The sequence below is a fragment of the Superficieibacter sp. genome (genome assembly GCF_032071645.1).
Classification (GTDB): domain Bacteria; phylum Pseudomonadota; class Gammaproteobacteria; order Enterobacterales; family Enterobacteriaceae; genus Superficieibacter.
The window spans coordinates 1-22,250 of record NZ_DAMAPU010000022.1 but is presented as its reverse complement, the minus strand read 5'-3'; the positions used below and the strand labels follow the sequence as shown (position 1 = coordinate 22,250).

Here is a 22,250-nt window from a genome sequence, read left to right as displayed (position 1 = left end):
TTCGCTTTATTCCGCCGGACGCACACCCAGCGTGTGGCAAATGGCGTAGCTCATCTCGGCGCGGTTGAGGGTGTAGAAGTGGAAATCTTTCACGCCTTCACGGCTTAAAATTTTCACCATATCCATTGCGATATTCGCGCCGACCAGCTTGCGGGTTTCGGCATCGTTATCCAGTCCGCTGAACATTTGTGACATCCAGGACGGAATGCGCACGTTAGTCATATCCGCGAATTTTTTCGCCTGCTTAAAGTTCGAGACCGGCAGGATCCCCGGCACAATTTCAACATCAATGCCGGTCGAGACGCAGCGGTCACGAAAACGCAGATAGCTTTCGACATCAAAAAAGAACTGGGTGATGGCGCGATTCGCTCCGGCATCGATTTTACGCTTCAGATTCAGCAAATCCGCCTGCGCGCTTTTCGCCTCCGGGTGAACTTCCGGGTAGGCCGCCACGGAAATGTCAAAATCCGCCACTTCTTTCAGCAGGCCGACCAGATCGGCGGCATACATATCCGGTTTGCCGCCGTCCGGCGGTAAATCGCCGCGCAGGGCGACAATCTGGCGGATGCCGTTATTCCAGTAATCCTGGGCAATGGCGCGCAGCTCGTTGCGCGAAGCATCAATGCAGGTCAGGTGCGGGGCAGCAATTAACCCGGTACGCTCTTTGATATCTTTGATGATGCTGTGCGTGCGGTCGCGCTCGCCGGAGTTAGCGCCGTAGGTCACGGAGACAAACTTCGGCTTCAGGCTGCTCAGGCGATCGATAGAGGCCCACAGGGTTTGCTCCATTTCACTGGTGCGCGGCGGGAAAAATTCAAAGGAAACATTAATCTGACCCTGTACTTCGGCCAGACTCTGATTCAGGGCTTCCCGCTGGTTGGCGTGAAAAAAGCTCATACCTTACCTCATCTATCGCATGTCATTATTTGTTGTGTTGTGAACTTCTATACGTTTAGACGTCCAGATGTAAAAATGACGGAAAAGACGGATGGCGTCAACAGAAAAATGGTTGCCAGGCGTGAGGATTACTCAGTAAAGATGAAAAAGATTCAGGATAAAGCCGTGACACTCTCTTACGAAGCCACTACCTCCACGAGGGAAAAGCGCTATGACGCTGCGTAACCCGCAGGTTTAATGAAGGGTTATTCGCCGCAAAAGCGGTTTTTGCGGCGAATGCTGACACGTGATTACAGCAGTTGTGCCAGGCGGTTGATATCCGACTGAATCGCTCCGGCAGTCACATCGCGCCCCGCGCCCGGCCCACGGATCACCAGCGGATTATCGCGATACCAGCGGCTTTCGATGGCGAAGACGTTATCGCACGGCAGCAATGAGGCCAGCGGATGCTCTGGACGCACCGCTTCCACGCCGACGCGGGCTTTACCGTTGGCGTCGAAACGTGCCACATAGCGCAGCACCAGCCCCATTTCCTGTGCTGCTTCCAGACGCTGCACCATTTGCTCATTCAGCTCATCGCCGTTTTCGAAGAAATGGTCAACCGAACCCTCTTCACAGTGCGAAGGCACCAGCGATTCAACGCGAACCTGATCCGGCTCGATGTTATAGCCCGCTTCGCGCGCGAGGATCACCAGCTTGCGCATCACGTCTTTACCGGACAGATCGACGCGCGGGTCCGGCTCCGTCAGTCCCTGCTGCCACGCCTGGTCCACCAGCTCGGTAAACGGCACGCTGCCGTCAAATTGCAGGAACAGCCACGAAAGCGTACCGGAGAAAATCCCGCTGATGGAAAGGATAGTATCGCCGCTGTCGATTAAATCGCGCACCGTATGGTTTACGGGAAGCCCCGCGCCGACCGTGGCGTTATACAGCCAGTGACGCCCGGTTTTTTCAAAGGCGTCGTGAATTTGACGATACTTATTGCTGCTGCTGGCACCCGCCAGTTTATTGGCGCTGATGACGTGAAAACCGTGGCTGGCGAAATCCAGATACTGATCGGCGAGTTGCTCGCTGGCGGTGACGTCAAGGACCACCAGATCGTCATACGGGTGCGCGCGCATCCACAGGAACAACGATTCTTCATCCTGCTCGACCGCTTCATCGCTGAAAAACGCCAGCGCGCGGCTGGCATCCAGCCCGTCATAGTTCAGCAGGCTGCGACGGCTGTCCACCACGCCTGCCAGTACGAATTCAAAACCGGTCCGCGCCGAAAGCGTACTTTGCTCGCGGGCGAACAGTTCCAGCCAGCGCGAGCCGATATTGCCTTTGCCGAACAGCACCAGGCCGATGCGCTTCTCCGCGCGGAAAACCGACTGATGCAGCCCCTGGATCAGGCTTTCAGTCGGACCGGTCCGCAGCACGGCAACCAGGCTGATGCCCTCTTCCGACTGCCAGGTAAACTCAACCGGCTGGCCTTTAAGCTGCTGCCAGAAGCGGTGGCAGTGCAGCGCGTTGCGGCTGACGCCCGCGCCCACCATCGCCACCAGCACCAACCCCTGACGCAGGCGTAATTCGCCCGGCAGTCCGGCTTCATCAAGAATTTTAAGCGCGCTGTCGGCCACTTCAGAGGTGTAGCAGAATTGCAGAAGATGGCGATCGTTGTGAACGCCCACCGCCAGCGGGCGCACCTGCGCGCGCTTGAGAAGCTGGTCAATCTCCTTCTGCGCCAGTTTGAAATCCTGGCTGGCTGGCACCTGAAACTCAATCAGGCAGACGTCATCATGGCTGGTCACAATGCGTGCGCCCGTGCCGGACGCCAGCACGCGCTCAATGCGCGTTGAACCCTGATCCGGCGTATAACTACAGCGCAGTTGCAGATCGATATCGCTGCCGGACACCGGCTGCAATGTACGGGTATGCAGTACCGGCGCGGCCAGACGCGCCAGCTCGCTGGCTTCATCCAGACGCAGCAGTGGCAGCAGGCAGGCATCTTTTACTTTGCGCGGGTCAGCGCTGTACACGCCCGCCACGTCGCTCCAGATGGTGACGCGGGAAACGCCCGCCAGTGCGCCAATTTGCGTGGCGGAGTAGTCGGAACCATTACGCCCCAGCAGGACGGTTTCGCCCGCATTATTGCGGCTGATAAACCCGGTCACAACCAGACGTTTATTCGGATGCTGCACCAGTAGCTGTTGCAGCAGCGGGTAAGATAAGCCTTCATCGACCTGCGGCTGCGCCGCACGTTCAGCACGCAGGAATTCACGCGCGTCCAGCCAGACACATTCCAGCCCCTGCTGGTTGAGCACGGCTGACATCAGACGCGCTGACCAGACTTCGCCATGCCCGACCACTTCCGCATAGACGGCATCGCTAATGCCGCTGTCGAGTAATCCCGCCAGCCGCTCAAGATCGTGGATAAACGCGCTGATTAAGCCATCGGCAACGTCAGCGGGCAGTAAACCCGCAATCAGTTCGCTTTGATAACGACGCAGCGACTGTTGAACCTGATGCGCAGAGAGGCGATCGGTCTGGCTAAGTTTCAGCCAGCTAATCAACTGGTTGGTAGTGCTGCCTGCCGCAGAGACAACCATCATATCGCCCGGCTGCGAATACTCCGCCATAATGCCCGCGACACGCAGATAACACTTCACATCTGCCAGACTACTCCCACCAAATTTATGCAGTTGACGAACTTTCGCCCCTGTCTGCGCTATCACACTCATGATTACCCCTTCGATGCGACCCGGAAGCCATTTTCCAGATCGGCAATTAAATCTTCACCATCTTCAATACCGGTTGAGATGCGCAGTAGCGTCTCGGAAATTCCGGCGGCGGCGCGCGCTTCCGGTGCCATACCCGCGTGCGTCATGGTGGCGGCGTGGGAGATCAAACTTTCCACTCCCCCTAAGGATTCCGCCAGCGTAAACAGTGACAGCCCGCTTAAGAAGCGACGCAACGTTTGCTCATCGCCATCCAGTTCAAAACTCAGCATCGCCCCGAATCCTTTCTGCTGGCGTGCCGCAATCTCATGCCCCTGATTTTCCGGCAGCGACGGGTGATATAGCTTTTTCACCAGCGGCTGGGTTTTCAGGTAATCGACAATCGCCTGCGCGTTACGCTGCGCCACGTCCATGCGCGGTGAAAGCGTGCGCAAACCGCGCAGCAGCAGGTAGCTGTCAAACGCGCCGCCGGTGACGCCAATGTTATTGGCCCACCATGCCAGTTCGGTGACAAGCTCGGGATCTTTTGCAATCACCACCCCGGCCACCACGTCCGAGTGACCGTTCAGGTATTTAGTACATGAATGCAATACCAGATCGGCCCCTAACGCCAGTGGATTTTGCAGCGCCGGGCTTAAAAAGGTGTTGTCCACCACGCTGACTGCCCCGGCATCACGCGCCAGTTGACAGATTTTCGCAATATCCACGACGCGTAACAATGGATTACTTGGGCTTTCGACGAGTACCAGCTTCGGTTTTTCCGCCAGCGCCGCCTGTAAAGCCTCTTCGTTACCCTGATCGACAAACCGCACCCGGTAGCAGCCGCGCTTCGCCAGGCTATCGAACAGACGATAGCTGCCGCCGTAGCAGTCATGCGGCGCAACCAGCAGATCGCCAGGCTTCAGGAACACCGTCGTCACCAGCAGGATCGCCGACATACCGGTATTGGTCAACACGGCACCCGCGCCGCCTTCCAGCTCGGCCAGCGCGCGCTGGACCACATCACGCGTAGGGTTGCCGCGACGTGAGTAGTCGTGCGTGCGCGGCTCATTAAAACCGGTGAAGTTATAGGTGCTGGAAAGATGGATAGGCGGGACAACACAGCCGTACTGCTCGTCGTCATTTAACCCGCTACGCACTGCGATGGTGGCCTGTTTACGCGTCATATGGGAGTGTCCTGGCAAGATCTGTGAAAAGTCAGGCACCAGAGTAAACATTGTTACAATAGACGTCAATACATCTGGACATCTAAACTTCTTTGCGTATAGATTGAGCAAATGGCAAATAGCCGTTAAAATTATATGCATTAGCGCACATCTGGGAATGCTTACCTCGTGTCACGGCGTTCTCACTAAGGTAAACTACGCGCAATTACGGCCTGGGTATGCCCGGCCCTTTATTAATACTGAGAGGATCAAAGGTAACTCATGGCTGAATGGAGCGGCGAATATATCAGCCCCTACGCTGAGCACGGTAAGAAGAGTGAGCAAGTCAAAAAAATTACGGTTTCCATTCCTCTGAAAGTGTTAAAAATCCTCACCGATGAACGCACGCGTCGTCAGGTGAACAACCTGCGTCATGCCACCAACAGCGAACTGCTTTGCGAAGCGTTCCTGCACGCCTTTACCGGACAACCGTTACCGGATGACGCCGATCTGCGTAAAGAGCGCAGCGATGAGATCCCGGAAGATGCAAAAGTGATCATGCGTGAGCTGGGGATCGACCCGGAGACGTGGGAGTACTGATACAGCTGGCGGTTCCATGATGCTGAACCGCCATTACGTGTTCACAAGGATGTCATCGTGAGATATTTTCACCCGTCGGTAAAAGGCAGAGGTTTTCCTCTGCCTTTTTTCTGACAATTTTATGGATGTAAAACGCTTTGCCTTTGCACTGCCTTGCGCTGGTTGAGATAGCCGATGGTATTGTTACCCCACAGTTGCTCGTAAGGCATCCCGGCCAGCATTTCTACCGTCTGACGTGCTTCCGGGGTGATAGCCTCCGGCGTCAGACGCCCTGCCAGGCGCATTTTCAGCGTTTCCTCCCGCAGAACGCTGTGCGTTTTCAGGTTCAGGCGGAACTTCAGCGAAATCAGGAAGCCGATCAGCAGCACGAGCACCGTACCGCCGCTGAGCACCATCATAATGGTGTGGCTAACGCCTGGCACCTGGGTGGACTGCCCTGAAACAAAGCCGGACATCTGCATCACAATACCCACCAGCATCACCGCCCCGGCCTGCGACGCTTTACGCGTCAGAGTCATGATCCCGGCAAAAATCCCTTCGCGACGCTGACCGGTTACCACTTCATCCACATCGGCAATATAGGTGTAAATATTCCACGGAATGTAGTTAATGCCGCCACGCCCCAGCCCGGCAATCCCGGAAATCAACAGCAGTAAAGTGTAGTTATCGCTCATCCCGCTGTAGTACAGGACAGAATAAGACAGCGCGCTTAAGCCAAACAGCACCACCACGACGCGATAGGACGGCGCCTGCCCGAAACGAATGCACAGTGGGATCATCGCCATTACCGCAATAAATTGCAGGATCGCCATCGTCCCCATCAGATCCGAGGCCAGCGTCGGGCTTTGCATCAGCACAAACACCACGTAATAGGTGAAGACCGCGTTGAAAACATCCTGCGCGATATAGCCGCCCAGGTACATCCCGAGATGCTGGCGGAAAATACGGATGCGGAAGGTGGAACTGAGTTCGATCACCAGTCGACGCAGGCTTTGCCCGAGGGTGAGTTTTTCAGCCTGCGCCGCCAGCTCTTCCTCACTGCGGGTGCGCTCCCAGGTAAAGCACCACACCAGCGTGAGCACCACGGCGCACATGATGGAGAAGACCAGGCTGGCATAGAAGAAGGAGACAGCGTTATCTTTACCAAAGTGATTCAGCAAGACGCCCGGCAGGAAGGCCGCCAGAATCGCCGACAGTTGTGCCATCCCGATGCGCGCGCCGGAGAATTTGGTTTTTTGTTTGAAGTCATCGGTCATTTCCGGCACCAGCGTTTCGTAAGGAACCAGAATCATGGTGTAGACGATATCAAACAGCAGATAGGTAAACAGGTAATACCAATAGCTCATGTCACCCATCCACATTAAGCTATAGGAGAACACGCAAGGAATACCCAGTAAAATAAAGAACTTGCGGCGGCCAAAACGTTTACCTAACCACGTATTGCCGAAATTGTCGGTCAGATAGCCCATCAGCGGACTGACGACAGCATCCAGAATTCTCGCCATCGCGAAAATAAACGTTGCTTCAATAGGCGTGAGTCCACAAAACGTCGTATAAAAATAAAGTAACCATGCTGCGGTAAGCGCTGTCGTCCCCGCCCCGAGGCAATCGCCGGAGCCGTACGCCAGATAATTTGCAATACCAATTTTGCGCTTATTCATCTGTATACCCTGATATTTACGCACTGGAATTTTTACGGCATAAGCCGTGCAGTTATTTAAATAATCATCAGAAGTTGTAGCCAATACCTACACGATAACGTGTTTGTCGATCATCGGTCGTTGCGGTGTTATAGCCAGAGGAAACGTTACCAACTTCAGCAAACGGTACCCATTGACCAAATTTATGCGCCACGCGGAAGTTATATTCATAATCGCGCTTTTCGTTATTATATAAATTCTCATGATCGGCAAATTTATAAAAGCCGTTGAGTTCAAACATCCAGTTATCGATGTTATAACCCAGCCAGGCTTCCGGGCGGTAAACCATGCGATCGTCTTTACCGTCTGTATTACGTCGCGCATATTCCTGACGATAGCGGAAGGCGGTCCACCAGTTATCGCTGATGTTGTACTGCACGCGGATGTACGGCTTGTAGATAGCAATGTTGTCGCCTGTCTCCACTGCAATCCCTGGCTGCCAGACCAGATCGTGCCAGACCGTCTGGTAGCTTGCCGTATACTCGCTGCTGTTGCCTTCCATATTATTGAGCGGCTTTTCAGACTGCGCATCATTTGAACGGGAGACGGCCTCTACCGCAACACCAAAACCCGTCGCAAAACGGTGAGACATATAAACACGGTCATAATTACGCCCGTCGTCATAATATTCATGACGATAATCAACATAACCTGCATGGGCAGCACCGGAAATTAATGGAACAAGTAATAAAGCATATTTCGACTTCATAACAAACCCTCTCAAAAAGAGAACGCGAAAATAAAATAAACTAATCAATTTCACCAATGAGCCAATCACTGATAAAAATTAATGCCTGATAGTAGATTTATATGACGACAGGGAGTTTATTGGAGGCGCTTAATAAAAACCTTTCGGTTTTTGCCAAAAATCAAAATAAATGGCAGAAAAATAAAGATCGTAAAGACCAGGATCAACAATAGAAACAATTTATCATTAAATAGAGAACGCCGTTTCATTTATGGGGGAGTTGGTATCATTTGCATTATTGATAATGCAGATACAAAAAAAGCGCCTTGCGGCGCTTTTTTCTGGAAGCAATAACTTACTTGCTGCCTGGGATGCTGAAACGCTTGTTGAAGCGGTCAACACGGCCACCGGTCGCAACGTCACGCTGCTTGCCAGTGAAGAACGGGTGGCATTTGCTGCACACGTCCAGGTTCAGGTCGTGACCCACGGTAGAGCGGGTTTTGATCACATTACCGCAAGAGCAGTTTGCAGTAATTTCTACATAATTCGGGTGAATATCTTTTTTCATGGAAAACCTCAGTTTAAGGCCGCGTCGCTCTTCCAGCCCTAACGCCAGACACCACGCGATGTTGAATGATAGTTGTTTTTAATGCGCGCTTAACGCACCAAAGGGGGCGAATCATACAGAATTTAACCAGCGGATGCAAACTGATCCGCTCGCCGCCTCTTACAATGTGTATACTATCCCGCCAGTTTTCAAGTCAGGATGATCTTATGCCCGTTGCTCACGTTGCGCTGCCCGTTCCGCTGCCCCGCACTTTCGACTACCTGCTGCCGCAGGAGATGTCGGTGACAGCGGGCTGTCGCGTGCGCGTGCCGTTTGGCAAGCAGCAGGAACGCATCGGCATCGTGGTGTCGGTCAGCGATACCAGCGATTTGCCGCTCAGCGAACTGAAAGCCGTGGTTGAAGTGCTCGATGACGAGCCGGTCTTTTCGACCTCCGTCTGGCGGTTATTGCTCTGGGCGGCGGATTACTATCATCATCCTGTCGGCGACGTGCTGTTTCACGCCCTGCCGATTTTATTGCGACAGGGCAAACCCGCCAGCGCCGCGCCGCTTTGGTACTGGTTCGCGACTGAACAGGGCCAGGCGGTGGATATTAACAGCCTGAAACGCTCGCCGAAGCAGCAGCAGGCGCTGGCCGCGCTGCGCCAGGGGAAGATCTGGCGGCATCAGGTGGCGGAACTGGAATTTAACGACGCGGCCTTACAGACGCTGCGTAAAAAAGGACTGAGCGATCTGAGCAGTGAAGCGGTCGCGCTGAGCGACTGGCGCACGGGTTATGCCGTGACCGGTGAACGGTTGCGGCTGAATACCGAGCAGGCCACCGCCGTTGGCGCAATCCACAGCGCATCGGATAGCTTCTCCGCCTGGCTGCTGGCAGGCGTGACCGGCTCCGGTAAAACGGAAGTCTACTTAAGCGTTCTCGAAAACGTGCTGGCGCAGGGCAGACAGGCCCTGGTGATGGTGCCGGAAATTGGCCTGACGCCGCAGACTATCGCCCGTTTTCGTGAACGTTTCAACGCGCCGGTAGAAGTGCTGCACTCCGGTCTCAACGACAGCGAGCGCCTCTCCGCCTGGCTGAAAGCCAAAAATGGCGAGGCGGCAATTGTTATCGGCACGCGCTCGTCGCTGTTTACGCCGTTTAAAAACCTCGGCGTGATCGTCATTGATGAAGAGCATGACAGTTCTTATAAACAGCAGGAAGGCTGGCGCTATCACGCGCGCGACCTGGCGGTGTATCGCGCACATAGTGAGCAGATCCCGATTATTCTTGGCTCCGCCACCCCTGCCCTGGAAACGCTGCACAATGTGCGTCAGGGGAAATATCATCAGCTTAAACTGACCCGCCGCGCCGGTAATGCCCGCCCGGCGAATCAGCATGTGCTCGATCTCAAAGGCCAGCAGTTGCAGGCCGGGCTTTCCCCGGCGCTGATCGCCCGGATGCGCCAGCATCTTCAGGCCGATAATCAGGTGATCCTGTTTCTCAACCGGCGGGGCTTTGCGCCCGCGCTGTTATGCCACGATTGCGGATGGATCGCCGAGTGTTCGCGCTGCGATCACTATTACACGCTGCATCAGGCGCAGCATCACCTGCGCTGCCATCACTGCGACAGCCAGCGTCCAATCCCCCGCCAGTGCCCGTCCTGCGGTTCGACGCACATGGTGCCGGTCGGAATGGGGACGGAACAGCTTGAGCAGGCGCTGACGCCGCTGTTTAACGGCGTACCGATTTCGCGTATCGACCGTGATACCACCAGCCGCAAAGGTTCGCTGGAACAGTATCTGGCAGAGGTTCACCGTGGCGGCGCGCGCATTCTCATTGGCACCCAGATGCTGGCAAAAGGACATCATTTCCCGGACGTCACCCTGGTGGCATTGCTGGACGTTGACGGTGCGCTGTTCTCGGCGGATTTTCGCTCCGCAGAACGCTTTGCCCAGCTTTATACCCAGGTTTCCGGGCGTGCCGGGCGCGCGGGCAAGCAGGGCGAAGTGTTGCTCCAGACCCATCACCCGGAGCATCCTTTATTACAAACGCTGTTACATCAGGGTTACGATGCCTTCGCGCAGCAGGCGCTGGCAGAGCGTCAAACCATGCAGCTGCCGCCGTGGACCAGCCACGTGTTAATCCGCGCGGAAGACCATAATAATCAGCAGGCTCCCGTGTTCCTTCAGCAACTGCGCAACCTGTTACAGGCCAGCCCGCTGGCGGACGACAAGCTGTGGCTGCTGGGGCCAGTACCGGCGCTGGCCCCAAAACGCGGCGGCCGCTACCGCTGGCAAATTTTGCTGCAACACCCTTCGCGCGTGCGCCTGCAACATGTGGTCAGCGGCGCGCTGGTGCTGATCAACACCCTGCCGGAATCCCGCCGGGTGAAATGGGTGTTAGATGTCGATCCCATTGAGGGCTAGCCCGCCACGATGCGAGGCGGATCGAGAAATTTAACACTCGTCACACTTTTCATGAAATTTCTGTAACTCTTCAGATAACTATCTGATAAAAATGTGTGTGATGTCAGAGACAGGGAATGTTTCTGTGCCTGCGCCGCTATGCGAGGAGAATACAGGTGAATACCAGGAAAGCGGTTGCTTCGGCAACCATGAAGGATGTTGCTCTTAAGGCAAAAGTCTCAACGGCTACCGTATCGCGGGCCTTAATGAATCCTGAAAAAGTGTCTCAGGCTACCCGTAATCGGGTGGAACAAGCGGCAATTGACGTGGGTTATTATCCACAAGCGCCTGGCCGTAATACAAAACGTAATGAGTCACGCACCCTCCTGGTGATTGTCCCGGATATTTGCGATCCGTTTTTTAGTGAAATTATCCGGGGTATTGAAGTTACCGCCGCACAAGAGGGTTATCTGGTCCTGATAGGCGATTGCGCCCATCAGAATCAGCAGGAAAAAACCTTTATCGATCTGATTATTACCAAGCAGATTGACGGCATGTTATTGCTTGGCTCCCGGCTGCCGTTTGACGCCAGTATCGAAGAGCAGCGTAATTTACCGCCGATGGTGATGGCTAACGAATTTGCGCCAGAGCTGGAGTTACCGACGGTACATATCGATAACTTAACTGCCGCCTTTGATGCCGTGAATTATTTGCACGAGCTGGGGCACCAGCGCATTGGCTGCATTGCCGGGCCGGAAGAAATGCCGCTGTGCCACTATCGGTTGCAGGGCTATGTTCAGGCGCTACGCCGCTGCGGGATCACCGTCGATCCGCATTACATCGCACGCGGTAACTTTACCTATGAAGCGGGAGCCAGAGCGCTGGAGCAATTGCTTGCGCTACCGAAGCCGCCCACGGCGGTCTTTTGCCATAGCGATGTCATGGCACTTGGCGCACTCTCGTATGCCAAACGTCAGGGGCTGAAAGTGCCTGACGATCTCTCTATCATTGGTTTTGATAATATCTCGCTGTCTGAGTTCTGCGATCCTCCGCTGACGACCGTGGCGCAGCCGCGCTTTGAGATTGGTCGTGAAGCGATGCTGCTTCTGCTCGACCAGTTACACGGACAAAATGTCAGCAGCGGTTCACGCTTACTGGATTGTGAACTGATTATCCGGGGCAGTACGGGTAACATATTGTCTTAAAGTAAACTCGCTTTAAGACTCCCCTGTCTGGTCAAAGGCCCGTGGCTTAAGTAACATGACGGACAGATAACAAATAAATACAGCGAAACGATAGTGGCACAACGAGATTATGTACGCCGCAGCCAACCGGCTTCTTCGCGGCGCAAAAAGAGCACTTCACGCCAAAAGCAACGGAACCTGCCTGCTGTTTCGCCAGCGATGGTCGCCATTGCTGCGGCTGTACTGGTTGCCTTTATTGGCGGACTGTACTTTATTACCCATCATAAAAAAGAAGAGTCAGAAACGCTTCAGGGTCGTCAGGTCACGGGTAACGGCCTGCCGCCAAAACCTGAAGAACGCTGGAAGTACATCAAAGAGCTGGAAAGCCGCCAGCCAGGCATTCGCACGCCGACAGAACCCTCTGCGGGTGGTGAAGTGGTGAATCCAAACCAGCTGACCGACGAACAACGCCAGTTGCTGGAGCAGATGCAGGCCGATATGCGCCAGCAGCCCACGCAACTCAATGAAGTCCCGTGGAACGAGCAAACGCCGGAACAGCGCCAGCAGACGCTCCAGCGTCAGCGCCAGGTGCAGCAGGCCCAGCAACAGCAGTGGACCAACACCCAGCCTGCCCAGCCGCCGCGTACGCAGCAGCCCGTTCAGCAGCCGCGCCAAAGCCAGCCGCCGAAGCAAACCGCGACCCAGCAGCCGTATCAGGATCTGATCCAGACGCCAGCCCACACCAACGCCACGCAGCCTAAAACGCAGCAGGCCGCACCGGTCACGCGCGAGCCTGAAGCACCGAAGCAGACGGCAGAGAAAAAAGACGAGCGTCGCTGGATGGTGCAGTGCGGCGCCTTTAAGGGCGCGGAGCAGGCCGAAACCGTGCGCGCGCAGCTGGCGTTTGAAGGTTTTGACTCACATATCACCACCAGCAACAGCATTAACCGGGTGGTGATTGGGCCGATCAAAGGCAAAGATAACGCCGACGGTACGCTTAATCGTCTGAAAATGGCCGGTCACGCAAACTGCATTCGAGTCGCTTCCGGGGGTTGAAACCCCCAAAATCCCCCCCATTTATAATTGCATTCAGCCCCGCAAACTCTGCGGGGCGCATACTCCGCTTTTGCACCCAGGGGGGCATCTCGTGACAACAATAGTAAGCGTACGCCGTAACGGTCAGGTGGTCATCGCTGGTGATGGTCAGGCCACGCTCGGCAATACCGTAATGAAAGGCAACGTCAAAAAAGTGCGTCGCCTGTACAACGACAAAGTGATCGCCGGTTTTGCGGGCGGCACTGCCGATGCCTTTACCCTCTTTGAACTGTTTGAGCGCAAACTGGAAATGCATCAGGGCCACCTGGTGAAAGCCGCCGTTGAGCTGGCGAAGGACTGGCGCACCGACCGGATGCTGCGCAAGCTTGAAGCGCTGCTGGCAGTTGCCGATGAAAACGCCTCGCTGATCATTACCGGTAACGGCGACGTCGTTCAGCCGGAAAACGACCTGATTGCGATTGGCTCCGGTGGCCCCTATGCCCAGGCCGCCGCCCGCGCGCTGCTGGAAAATACTGAGCTTGGTGCCCGCGAAATTGCGGAGAAAGCGTTGGGGATCGCAGGCGATATCTGCATCTACACCAACCACTTCCACACTATTGAAGAATTACCGTCTAAGGCGTAAGGATCTCCCATGTCTGAAATGACCCCACGCGAAATTGTCAGCGAACTGAACAAACACATTATCGGTCAGGATGCTGCCAAGCGTTCAGTGGCTATTGCGTTACGTAACCGCTGGCGTCGTATGCAGCTTGAAGAAGATCTGCGTCACGAAGTCACCCCGAAAAACATTCTGATGATCGGCCCGACCGGCGTCGGTAAAACTGAAATTGCCCGTCGCCTGGCGAAGCTGGCGAACGCGCCGTTCATCAAAGTTGAAGCGACTAAATTCACTGAAGTGGGCTATGTAGGTAAAGAAGTGGATTCTATCATCCGCGATCTGACCGATGCCGCAGTGAAAATGGTTCGCGTCCATGCGATCGAGAAAAACCGTTTCCGCGCCGAAGAAATGGCGGAAGAGCGTATTCTCGACGTGCTGATCCCGCCGGCCAAAAACAACTGGGGCCAGGCTGAACAACCGCAGGAACCGTCGGCTGCCCGTCAGTCATTCCGTAAAAAACTGCGCGAAGGTCAGCTCGACGACAAAGAAATTGAAATCGATCTCGCTGCTGCGCCGATGGGTGTTGAAATCATGGCACCTCCGGGTATGGAAGAGATGACCAGCCAGCTTCAGTCGATGTTCCAGAACCTCGGCGGCCAGAAGCAAAAACCGCGTAAGCTGAAAATCAAAGACGCGATGAAACTGCTGATTGAAGAAGAAGCGGCGAAGCTGGTCAACCCGGAAGAGTTAAAGCAGGATGCCATCGATGCGGTTGAACAGCACGGCATCGTGTTTATCGACGAAATCGACAAAATCTGTAAGCGTGGCGAGTCTTCCGGCCCGGATGTTTCGCGTGAAGGCGTGCAGCGCGACCTGCTGCCGCTGGTGGAAGGCTGCACCGTTTCCACCAAGCACGGCATGGTCAAAACTGACCATATCCTGTTTATTGCCTCTGGCGCATTCCAGGTGGCTAAACCGTCGGACCTGATCCCGGAACTTCAGGGCCGTTTGCCGATCCGCGTCGAGCTACAGGCGCTGACCACCAACGATTTCGAACGCATTCTGACCGAGCCTAACGCCTCCGTCACCGTGCAGTACAAAGCGCTGATGGCCACCGAAGGGGTGAACATTGAGTTTACCGACGACGGTATCAAACGCATTGCCCAGGCCGCGTGGCAGGTCAACGAAAGCACCGAAAACATCGGCGCACGTCGTCTGCATACCGTTCTGGAGCGTCTGATGGAAGATATCTCCTACGACGCCAGCGATCTGAACGGTGAAAGCATCACGATTGATGCCGACTATGTGAGCAAACACCTGGATGCTTTAGTGGCAGATGAAGATCTGAGCCGTTTTATCTTATAATCGGCCTCAATACGTTTTCATCACTTCAGATGGGGCTAATTAGCCCCATTTTTATTAGCCGGGATTATGACTGAACAACCTCTTAGCTCAACCCAGGCGTGGCTGGAAAGCCTGCGACCTAAAACGCTCCCACTCGCTTTTAGCGCGATAGTGGTCGGCACCGCGCTCGCCTGGTGGCAGGGCTATTTCGATCCGCTGGTCGCACTGATGGCGCTCATCACCGCCGGTCTGCTGCAAATCCTTTCTAATCTGGCAAATGACTACGGTGATGCGGTTAAAGGCAGCGACAAGCCAGACCGCATCGGGCCGTTGCGCGGAATGCAAAAAGGGGCGATTACCCTCGCCCAGATGAAGCGCGCGCTGATTATCACCATCGCCCTGTCCTGCATATCCGGGCTGGTGCTGGTGGCGCTGGCCTGTCAGAACATGGCGGATTTTATCGGTTTTCTCGTGCTGGGTTGCCTTTCTATCATCGCGGCCATCACCTATACGATGGGCAATCGCCCCTATGGTTATATCGGCCTGGGTGATGTTTCAGTGCTGATTTTCTTTGGCTGGCTGAGCGTCATGGGGAGCTGGTATTTGCAGGCCCATACGCTGATCCCGGCGATTATCCTGCCAGCCACCGCCTGCGGCCTGCTGGCGACGGCGGTGCTGAACATCAATAACCTGCGCGATATTGACAGCGATCGGCAAAACGGCAAGAACACGCTGGTAGTGCGCCTGGGACCGGTTAACGCCCGGCGCTATCATGTTTGCCTGCTGATGGGCGCGCTGGCGTGCCTCGCGCTGTTCAATCTGATTTCTCTGCGCAGTCCGTGGGGCTGGCTGTTTATCCTGGCCGCGCCGCTGTTGGTCAGGCAGGCGCGCTACGTCATGCGTGAGCGTGACCCGCTCGCCATGCGTCCAATGCTGGAACGCACCGTAAAAGGGGCATTGCTGGTTAATTTACTGTTTGTGATAGGGATTATCTTAAGTCAGAAGGTCAATTAGCTGACAAATATCAATTAACATTGTTGATTTTGCCAACAGCGCGTCTGGCGCGATATACTGAAGGTTCTCGCAGCAACGGAACGTTAAGCCTATGAAATATGATACTTCCGAACTTTGTGACATCTACCAGGAAGATGTTAACGTCGTGGAACCGCTCTTTACCAACTTTGGTGGCCGTTCCTCGTTTGGTGGTCAAATCACCACGGTGAAATGTTTCGAGGATAACGGGTTGCTGTACGATCTGCTCGAACAGAATGGCCGTGGCCGGGTACTGCTGATCGACGGCGGCGGCTCCGTTCGGCGCGCGTTAATTGATGCGGAACTTGCCCGCACCGCCACGCAAAATGAATGGGAAGGGATTGTGGTGTACGGTTCGGTTCGTCAGGTTGACGACCTGGAAGAACTCGACATCGGCATTCAGGCCATTGCCGCTATTCCGGCGGGCGCAACGGGTGAAGGCATCGGCGAAAGCGACGTGCGCGTTAATTTCGGCGGCGTGACCTTCTTCTCCGGCGATCATCTGTATGCCGACAATACCGGCATCATTCTTTCCGAAGATCCGCTGGATATCGAATAACCGCTTCCGCTCAAGAACGAAAAAGGGAAGGCTTGCGCCTTCCCTTTTCATTTTGGGAACGCCGGACGAGCACCAGGCTTCATCCGGCATTTACCGTCTTAGTACAGCTTCTTAGCCGTATCCAGCCAGTCACCCTTGAACGGACGCTTCATACTCTCGATAGCGTCGATGATATCGTGGTGAACCAGTTGTTCGTTCTGAATACCGACGCAGCGACCGCCGTGGCCTGCAAGCAGCAGGTCGATAGCGTACGCGCCCATGCGCGAAGCAAGAATACGGTCATAAGGCACCGGTGAACCGCCGCGCTGGATGTGGCCCAGAACGGTAGCGCGCGTTTCACGGCCGGTTTCTTTTTCGATGTAGTCTGCCAGTTCGTGGATATCACACATATGTTCCGTGATCGCGACGATGGCGTGTTTTTTACCTTTGGCGATACCGGCTTTGATTTCGGTAACCAGATCGTCACGGCTGAATTCCACTTCCGGCACCATCACAAACTCACAGCCACCGGCAATTGCCGCAGCCAGGGTCAGGTCGCCACAGTAGCGGCCCATCACTTCGACGATGGAAATACGCTGGTGAGAAGAGGAGGTGTCGCGCAGGCGGTCGATAGCTTCAACCACAGTGCCCAGCGCGGTAAAGTAACCGATAGTGTAATCGGTTCCTTTGATATCGTTATCAATGGTGCCCGGCAGGCCGATGCACGGGAAGCCCATTTCAGTCAGGCGTTTTGCGCCCATGTAGGAGCCGTCGCCGCCGATAACAACCAGCGCATCAATACCGCGTTTTTTCATGTTTTCGATAGCCACGGCACGGATGTGTTCTTCACGGAATTCCGGGAAGCGCGCGGAGCCGAGGAAAGTACCGCCACGGTTGATCATGTCGGAAACGCTGTAGCGGTCGAGCTGGATCATACGATCTTCATACAGCCCCAGATAACCGTCATACACGCCCATCACTTCCAGACCTTCCGTCAATGCTGCACGGACAACGCCACGAATAGCAGCGTTCATGCCCGGCGCATCGCCGCCACTTGTCAACACACCGATTTTCTTAATCATGACTACCTCTGAACTTAGAATTGCAAAATGAAATCTGATGCCGGAAACGGACTTAGGCTCACCCAAAGTACGTAACGAATACTGCCGATAGTATATCAATACCTTGCTGCTGAATTGATTCAGGTCAGGCCAAATGGCGCTAATTTATACAAAAAATGCCGATCCAGCCCACACTTTTACAAAGAAAAAATTCCACTCAAAGTCTTTGTTGTTCCTGAGGTACTACCGAGCACGGATCCTGGTGAATAATGACGTCCGATCCCGGAAAACGAAGTAAAAGAGCCTGCTCAACCTGTTCGGCGACCAGATGGGCCTGAACCAGTGGCAGATTGTCGTCCATTTCTAAATGAATCTGAATAAAGCGGGTCGGCCCTGACTGCCGCGTTCGTAGGTCATGAGCGCCACTCACGCCCGGCCAGGCGGTGACGGTATTGATTATTTCCTGCCGCTCTGCATCAGGGAGTGCGCGATCCAGCAGAGCCTGCACTGCTTCATACCCCATACGTAACGCGCTGTACAGAATATAAACACCAATCCCCAGCGCAAACAGCGCATCCGCCCAATGCCAGCCATACCATGACAGACCAAGAGCAATGAGAATGGTTCCGTTCATCATAACATCAGACTGATAATGAAGCATATCGGCGCGCACGGCCTGGCTATGGGTTTTTCGTACCACCCAGCGCTGAAATGTGACCAGAATCAACGTGCTGACCAGCGCGATAAGCGTCACGACGACCCCCACGCCGGGCGCGCTCATCGGTTGTGGGCTGGCGAGATGCTGAATGCCGGTGAGGAAGAGAAACAGCGCCGAACCGGAGATAAACATACTCTGCGCCAGCGCCGCCAGCGACTCCGCCTTACCATGACCAAAGGTATGCTCGTCATCGGCAGGTTGAAGGGAGTACCGCACCACCCACAGGTTAGTCAGCGAAGCGGCAATATCGACCAGAGAATCGACCAGCGCAGCAAGAATACTGACCGAGCCGGTGTACCACCACGCAAGAATTTTGATAATTAATAAACAGGACGCCATTACCGTAGCAGCAATGGCGGCGCGGCTAACCAGCTGCCCATAGGATTGATTCATAGATTCTCCTGCGTTATCCCCGCCTAGTATAACGTAGGTCGCGGGCAGGAAGAAAAGGTAGCGGGTACTGCGTTATTTAAGAATATTTGCGGGCGAAGTCTTCATCAGACACACAGAGCAGGAGGATAAATTCAATAAACCCGGCAAAAAATCATATTAGCCATGAATCATCCCCCTGAAGCCACAAAAACTCATCTAAATTAATAAGATACATTTATATCCTTCCTGATTTATCGTCCTGAATACAACGGAGAGTTGAGGGATAGCGCGGACCCTGGAGAAAATGCGATTAACGCGGGGCAGTTTATGTCGATTGACCAGCGGCAAAGCGCGTGAACGCTCTCCAGCCCGGCAGGGATATGGTCAACGCTTAGTCAATTTTGAAGATAGTTAACTTGCTGTATTTTATATGAAAATTATTTTGACCATTCAAAAAAAACCCCCTCATCATGAGGGGGAAGACAGGGATGGTGTCTATGGCAAGGAAAAACAGGGTATGTCACTACTGGTACATCAGTTACTGCGATTAAACTGTTTCAACGGGGCACTCTGCTGAAGCTGTGCAATGTCGCGCATCTGCGCTATCCGTTGTTGATGCTTTTCATTTAAAACCGCTTGCTGCTCCGGCGTTAACAGGCGAAACATCTGGTTGCGGACGCGGGCCATTTCGACCTGCCGGGCAACCTGTTCCTGCGCCATTTTTTCAGCCTGGGCGCGCACAGCGCTTTCATCAAAATTTTCTGCGGTAATCAGGCGGTGCATTGCCTCGATTTCGCTAACATTAACAGGGGGCTGTTCGTGCCGGGCCTGTTGCATGAGATCGCGCATTTGCTGGCGCTGATTCTCGGTTAAACTTATGCCGTCAAACATGTGGCTCTGCTGACTGCCCCGCTGCATAAGTCCTTCGTGCGAATGCCAGTTATCGCCGGTAACGACTTCAGCAGCCTGGCTTAAAGGACTGAGTGCCAGCGTTGAGGCCATGACGGCAGCGGCAACTTTGCGCATCACTTGCTCCCAAAAAACTTTGTTTCGCGATTCCACGAGAGACAGTCTACGATTCAGGCTGCAAACTAGCGTCAGGCGGTGTAAAACAACGTAAAGTCATGGATTAGCGCGCTTCGATGACGTAATTTCTGCCTCGGAGGTATTTAAAAAATGAATAAAATCCTGTTAGTTGATGATGATCGGGAGCTCACCTCGTTACTTAAAGAGCTACTCGACATGGAAGGCTTTAACGTTTTAGTTGCTCACGATGGGGAACAGGCGCTGACGTTGATTGATGACAGCATCGACCTGCTTTTACTCGACGTGATGATGCCGAAGAAAAACGGTATCGACACGCTTAAAGAGCTACGCCAGACACACCAGACACCCGTTATTATGCTGACCGCGCGCGGCAGCGAACTGGATCGCGTACTTGGCCTTGAGCTGGGCGCGGATGACTATTTACCTAAACCGTTTAACGATCGCGAACTGGTCGCGCGTATCCGCGCTATTTTGCGCCGTTCACACTGGAGTGAGCAGCAGCAAAATAGCGACACGGGTTCGCCGACGGTTGAAGTGGACGGCCTTAGCCTTAATCCGGGCCGTCAGGAAGCCAGTTTCGACGGTGAAACGCTGGAACTGACCGGCACCGAGTTCACCCTGCTGTATCTGCTGGCGCAGCATCTCGGTCAGGTGGTTTCTCGCGAACATCTTAGCCAGGAAGTGCTGGGTAAACGTCTGACGCCGTTCGATCGCGCTATCGATATGCATATCTCCAATCTGCGGCGCAAGCTGCCGGAGCGGAAAGACGGCCACCCGTGGTTTAAAACCCTGCGCGGGCGTGGCTATCTGATGGTTTCCGCTTCATGATTGGAAGCCTGACCGCCAGGATCTTTGCCATTTTCTGGCTCACGCTGGCACTGGTACTGATGCTGGTGCTCATGCTGCCCAAGCTCGATTCGCGCCAGATGACCGAACTACTGGAAAGCGAGCAGCGCCAGGGCGTAATGATAGAACAGCATGTTGAAGCTGAACTTGCCACCGATCCGCCAAATGATTTGATGTGGTGGCGTCGGCTGTTTCGCGCTATCGACAAATGGGCTCCACCGGGGCAGCGGCTGGTACTTGTGACCAGCGAAGGGAGAGTGATTGGCGCAGAACGCAGCGAAATGCAGATCATTCGTAACTTTATCGGCCAGTCTGATGATGCCGATCAGCCGCAAAAGAAAAAATACGGTCGGGTCGAGATGGTCGGACCGTTTTCGATTCGCGATGGTGAAGACAACTATCAGCTTTACCTGATCCGCCCCGCCAGCAGTTCACAGTCCGACTTTATCAACCTGTTGTTTGACCGCCCGCTTTTACTGTTAATCGTCACTATGCTGGTGAGCGCACCGCTGCTGTTGTGGCTGGCGTGGAGCCTGGCACGCCCGGCGCGTAAGTTAAAAAACGCGGCGGACGAGGTGGCGCAGGGCAACCTGCGGCAACATCCTGAACTGGAAGCCGGACCGCAGGAGTTTCAGGCGGCGGGAGCCAGTTTTAACCAGATGGTGACAGCGCTGGAGCGGATGATGACCAGCCAGCAGCGCCTGCTGTCGGACATATCCCATGAGCTACGCACGCCCCTGACTCGTCTTCAGCTCGGCACCGCCCTGCTGCGTCGCCGCAGCGGTGAAAGCAAAGAACTGGAGCGCATTGAAACCGAAGCGCACCGGCTGGACAGCATGATTAACGATCTGCTGGTGATGTCGCGCAATCAGCAAAAGAACGCGCTGGTCAGCCAGACGATGAAGGCCAATCAACTGTGGGGAGACGTGCTGGATAACGCCGCCTTTGAAGCAGAGCAGATGGGCAAATCCTTCACGATTGAATATCCGCCAGGCCCGTGGCCGCTGTACGGCAACCCCAGCGCGCTGGAAAGTGCGCTGGAGAATATTGTCCGCAACGCGCTGCGCTATTCGCATACCAAAATATCGGTCGGTTTTGCGGTGGACAAAGAAGGGATCACCGTCACCGTAGATGATGACGGTCCGGGCGTCAGCCCTGAAGATCGCGAGCAGATTTTCCGCCCGTTCTACCGTACTGATGAAGCCCGCGACCGCGAATCCGGCGGCACCGGGCTTGGGCTGGCGATTGTTGAAACGGCAATCCAGCAGCATCGCGGCTGGGTGAAGGCGGAAGACAGCCCGCTCGGTGGCCTGCGGCTGGTGATTTGGCTACCGCTGTACAGTAAGAGGTCGTGATTTTGGTTCAGGGAGAGGGGCGGGAGTCGTACTTTCCCCCTCTCCCTAACCCTCTCCCTCAAGGGAGAGGGGACTGGCCCGGCGTCGTTATAGAGTTCGTCACCGAAGCGCTGGCTTAAGCGATCCACATCTCCCAACCGTGGCACCGATCACTCCCTCTCCCTCCGGGAGAGGGAACAGTCCGGCGTCGTTATTGAGTTCGTCATCAAAGCGCTGGCTTAAGCGATCCACATCTCCCAGCCGTGGCACCGATCACTCCCTCTCCCCCAGGGAGAGGGCCGGGGTGAGGGGGAATTGCCGGTACGGTGCCGACCCGCTCCCTCCGGGAGAGGGAACAGTCCGGCGTCGTTATTGAGTTCGTCACCGAAGCGCTGGCTTAAGCGATCCACATCTCCCA

General features: G+C 54.9%; 19 protein-coding genes. 10 read left to right on the top strand and 9 right to left on the bottom strand.

The features are described 5' to 3' along the window. Positions 1-6: 6 nt before the first annotated feature. The 3 genes from metF to metB all read right to left on the bottom strand — a co-directional run bounded on the left by metF (position 7) and on the right by metB (position 4,783). The gene (gene metF / locus RT197_RS21200; RefSeq protein WP_312953198.1) at positions 7-897 is read right to left on the bottom strand and encodes a methylenetetrahydrofolate reductase; all 891 of its coding nucleotides are present in this window, start codon (positions 895-897) and stop codon (positions 7-9) included. A gap of 290 nt (positions 898-1,187) precedes the next feature. Next, positions 1,188-3,620 carry a bifunctional aspartate kinase/homoserine dehydrogenase II gene (gene metL / locus RT197_RS21195; RefSeq protein WP_312953197.1) on the bottom strand — a complete coding sequence of 811 codons (2,433 nt, stop codon included), beginning with the start codon at positions 3,618-3,620 and terminating at the stop codon, positions 1,188-1,190. A gap of 2 nt (positions 3,621-3,622) precedes the next feature. Beyond that, a complete protein-coding gene (metB, locus tag RT197_RS21190) occupies positions 3,623-4,783 on the bottom strand; it encodes a cystathionine gamma-synthase (RefSeq protein ID WP_312953196.1) in 1,161 nt (386 codons plus the stop codon). Between the two features lie 261 nt (positions 4,784-5,044). Between metB and metJ the strand changes: the two genes are divergently transcribed. Then, positions 5,045-5,362, top strand: coding sequence for a met regulon transcriptional regulator MetJ (gene metJ / locus RT197_RS21185; protein WP_312953195.1), 318 nt, complete (start codon positions 5,045-5,047; stop codon positions 5,360-5,362). A 119-nt stretch (positions 5,363-5,481) separates the two neighbouring features. Here the strand turns inward: metJ and RT197_RS21180 are convergent, their stop codons facing one another. The 3 genes from RT197_RS21180 to rpmE all read right to left on the bottom strand — a co-directional run bounded on the left by RT197_RS21180 (position 5,482) and on the right by rpmE (position 8,318). Further along, entirely contained in the window at positions 5,482-7,023 is a 1,542-nt protein-coding gene (locus RT197_RS21180; protein WP_312953194.1) for an MFS transporter, read from the bottom strand. A 67-nt stretch (positions 7,024-7,090) separates the two neighbouring features. Then, entirely contained in the window at positions 7,091-7,771 is a 681-nt protein-coding gene (locus RT197_RS21175; protein ID WP_312953193.1) for an oligogalacturonate-specific porin KdgM family protein, read from the bottom strand. 334 nt (positions 7,772-8,105) lie between these two features. Further along, a complete protein-coding gene (gene rpmE / locus RT197_RS21170) occupies positions 8,106-8,318 on the bottom strand; it encodes a 50S ribosomal protein L31 (protein ID WP_312953191.1) in 213 nt (70 codons plus the stop codon). A 206-nt stretch (positions 8,319-8,524) separates the two neighbouring features. Here rpmE and priA point away from each other — a divergent pair, with 206 nt between their 5' ends. The 7 genes from priA (at position 8,525) to rraA (ending at position 16,475) form a co-directional block, all read left to right on the top strand. Continuing rightward, complete coding sequence (priA, locus tag RT197_RS21165; protein ID WP_312953189.1) at positions 8,525-10,723, top strand: primosomal protein N'; 2,199 nt, start codon at positions 8,525-8,527, stop codon at positions 10,721-10,723. Positions 10,724-10,878: 155 nt separating this feature from the next. Continuing rightward, a complete protein-coding gene (cytR, locus tag RT197_RS21160; RefSeq protein ID WP_312953188.1) occupies positions 10,879-11,907 on the top strand; it encodes a DNA-binding transcriptional regulator CytR in 1,029 nt (342 codons plus the stop codon). Between the two features lie 93 nt (positions 11,908-12,000). Next, positions 12,001-12,942: a cell division protein FtsN gene (ftsN, locus tag RT197_RS21155; protein ID WP_312953186.1), complete on the top strand. Its 942-nt coding sequence runs from the start codon at positions 12,001-12,003 to the stop codon at positions 12,940-12,942. A gap of 91 nt (positions 12,943-13,033) precedes the next feature. Further along, positions 13,034-13,564: an ATP-dependent protease subunit HslV gene (gene hslV / locus RT197_RS21150; protein ID WP_312953184.1), complete on the top strand. Its 531-nt coding sequence runs from the start codon at positions 13,034-13,036 to the stop codon at positions 13,562-13,564. Positions 13,565-13,573: 9 nt separating this feature from the next. Next, on the top strand, positions 13,574-14,905 hold the full coding sequence (gene hslU, locus RT197_RS21145) for an HslU--HslV peptidase ATPase subunit (RefSeq protein ID WP_312953183.1): 1,332 nt from the start codon (positions 13,574-13,576) through the stop codon (positions 14,903-14,905). Between the two features lie 66 nt (positions 14,906-14,971). Continuing rightward, the gene (menA, locus tag RT197_RS21140; RefSeq protein ID WP_312953182.1) at positions 14,972-15,898 is read left to right on the top strand and encodes a 1,4-dihydroxy-2-naphthoate polyprenyltransferase; all 927 of its coding nucleotides are present in this window, start codon (positions 14,972-14,974) and stop codon (positions 15,896-15,898) included. Between the two features lie 91 nt (positions 15,899-15,989). Beyond that, positions 15,990-16,475 carry a ribonuclease E activity regulator RraA gene (rraA, locus tag RT197_RS21135; RefSeq protein WP_312953180.1) on the top strand — a complete coding sequence of 162 codons (486 nt, stop codon included), beginning with the start codon at positions 15,990-15,992 and terminating at the stop codon, positions 16,473-16,475. Positions 16,476-16,573: 98 nt separating this feature from the next. Here rraA and pfkA read toward each other — a convergent pair whose 3' ends face one another. From pfkA to cpxP, 3 genes are all read right to left on the bottom strand, one after another. Next, positions 16,574-17,536: a 6-phosphofructokinase gene (gene pfkA, locus RT197_RS21130; RefSeq protein ID WP_312953179.1), complete on the bottom strand. Its 963-nt coding sequence runs from the start codon at positions 17,534-17,536 to the stop codon at positions 16,574-16,576. Positions 17,537-17,732: 196 nt separating this feature from the next. After that, positions 17,733-18,626 carry a CDF family cation-efflux transporter FieF gene (gene fieF, locus RT197_RS21125; protein ID WP_312953177.1) on the bottom strand — a complete coding sequence of 298 codons (894 nt, stop codon included), beginning with the start codon at positions 18,624-18,626 and terminating at the stop codon, positions 17,733-17,735. 513 nt (positions 18,627-19,139) lie between these two features. Further along, entirely contained in the window at positions 19,140-19,631 is a 492-nt protein-coding gene (gene cpxP / locus RT197_RS21120) for a cell-envelope stress modulator CpxP (protein WP_312953175.1), read from the bottom strand. Between the two features lie 150 nt (positions 19,632-19,781). On the opposite strand from cpxP, the gene cpxR reads away from it, so the two are divergent. Together cpxR and cpxA are read left to right on the top strand one after the other, a co-directional pair. Continuing rightward, the gene (gene cpxR, locus RT197_RS21115) at positions 19,782-20,480 is read left to right on the top strand and encodes an envelope stress response regulator transcription factor CpxR (protein ID WP_312953173.1); all 699 of its coding nucleotides are present in this window, start codon (positions 19,782-19,784) and stop codon (positions 20,478-20,480) included. Continuing rightward, positions 20,477-21,853: an envelope stress sensor histidine kinase CpxA gene (cpxA, locus tag RT197_RS21110; protein ID WP_312953172.1), complete on the top strand. Its 1,377-nt coding sequence runs from the start codon at positions 20,477-20,479 to the stop codon at positions 21,851-21,853. The genes cpxR and cpxA overlap by 4 nt, the downstream gene beginning before the upstream one ends. Positions 21,854-22,250 lie beyond the last annotated feature (397 nt).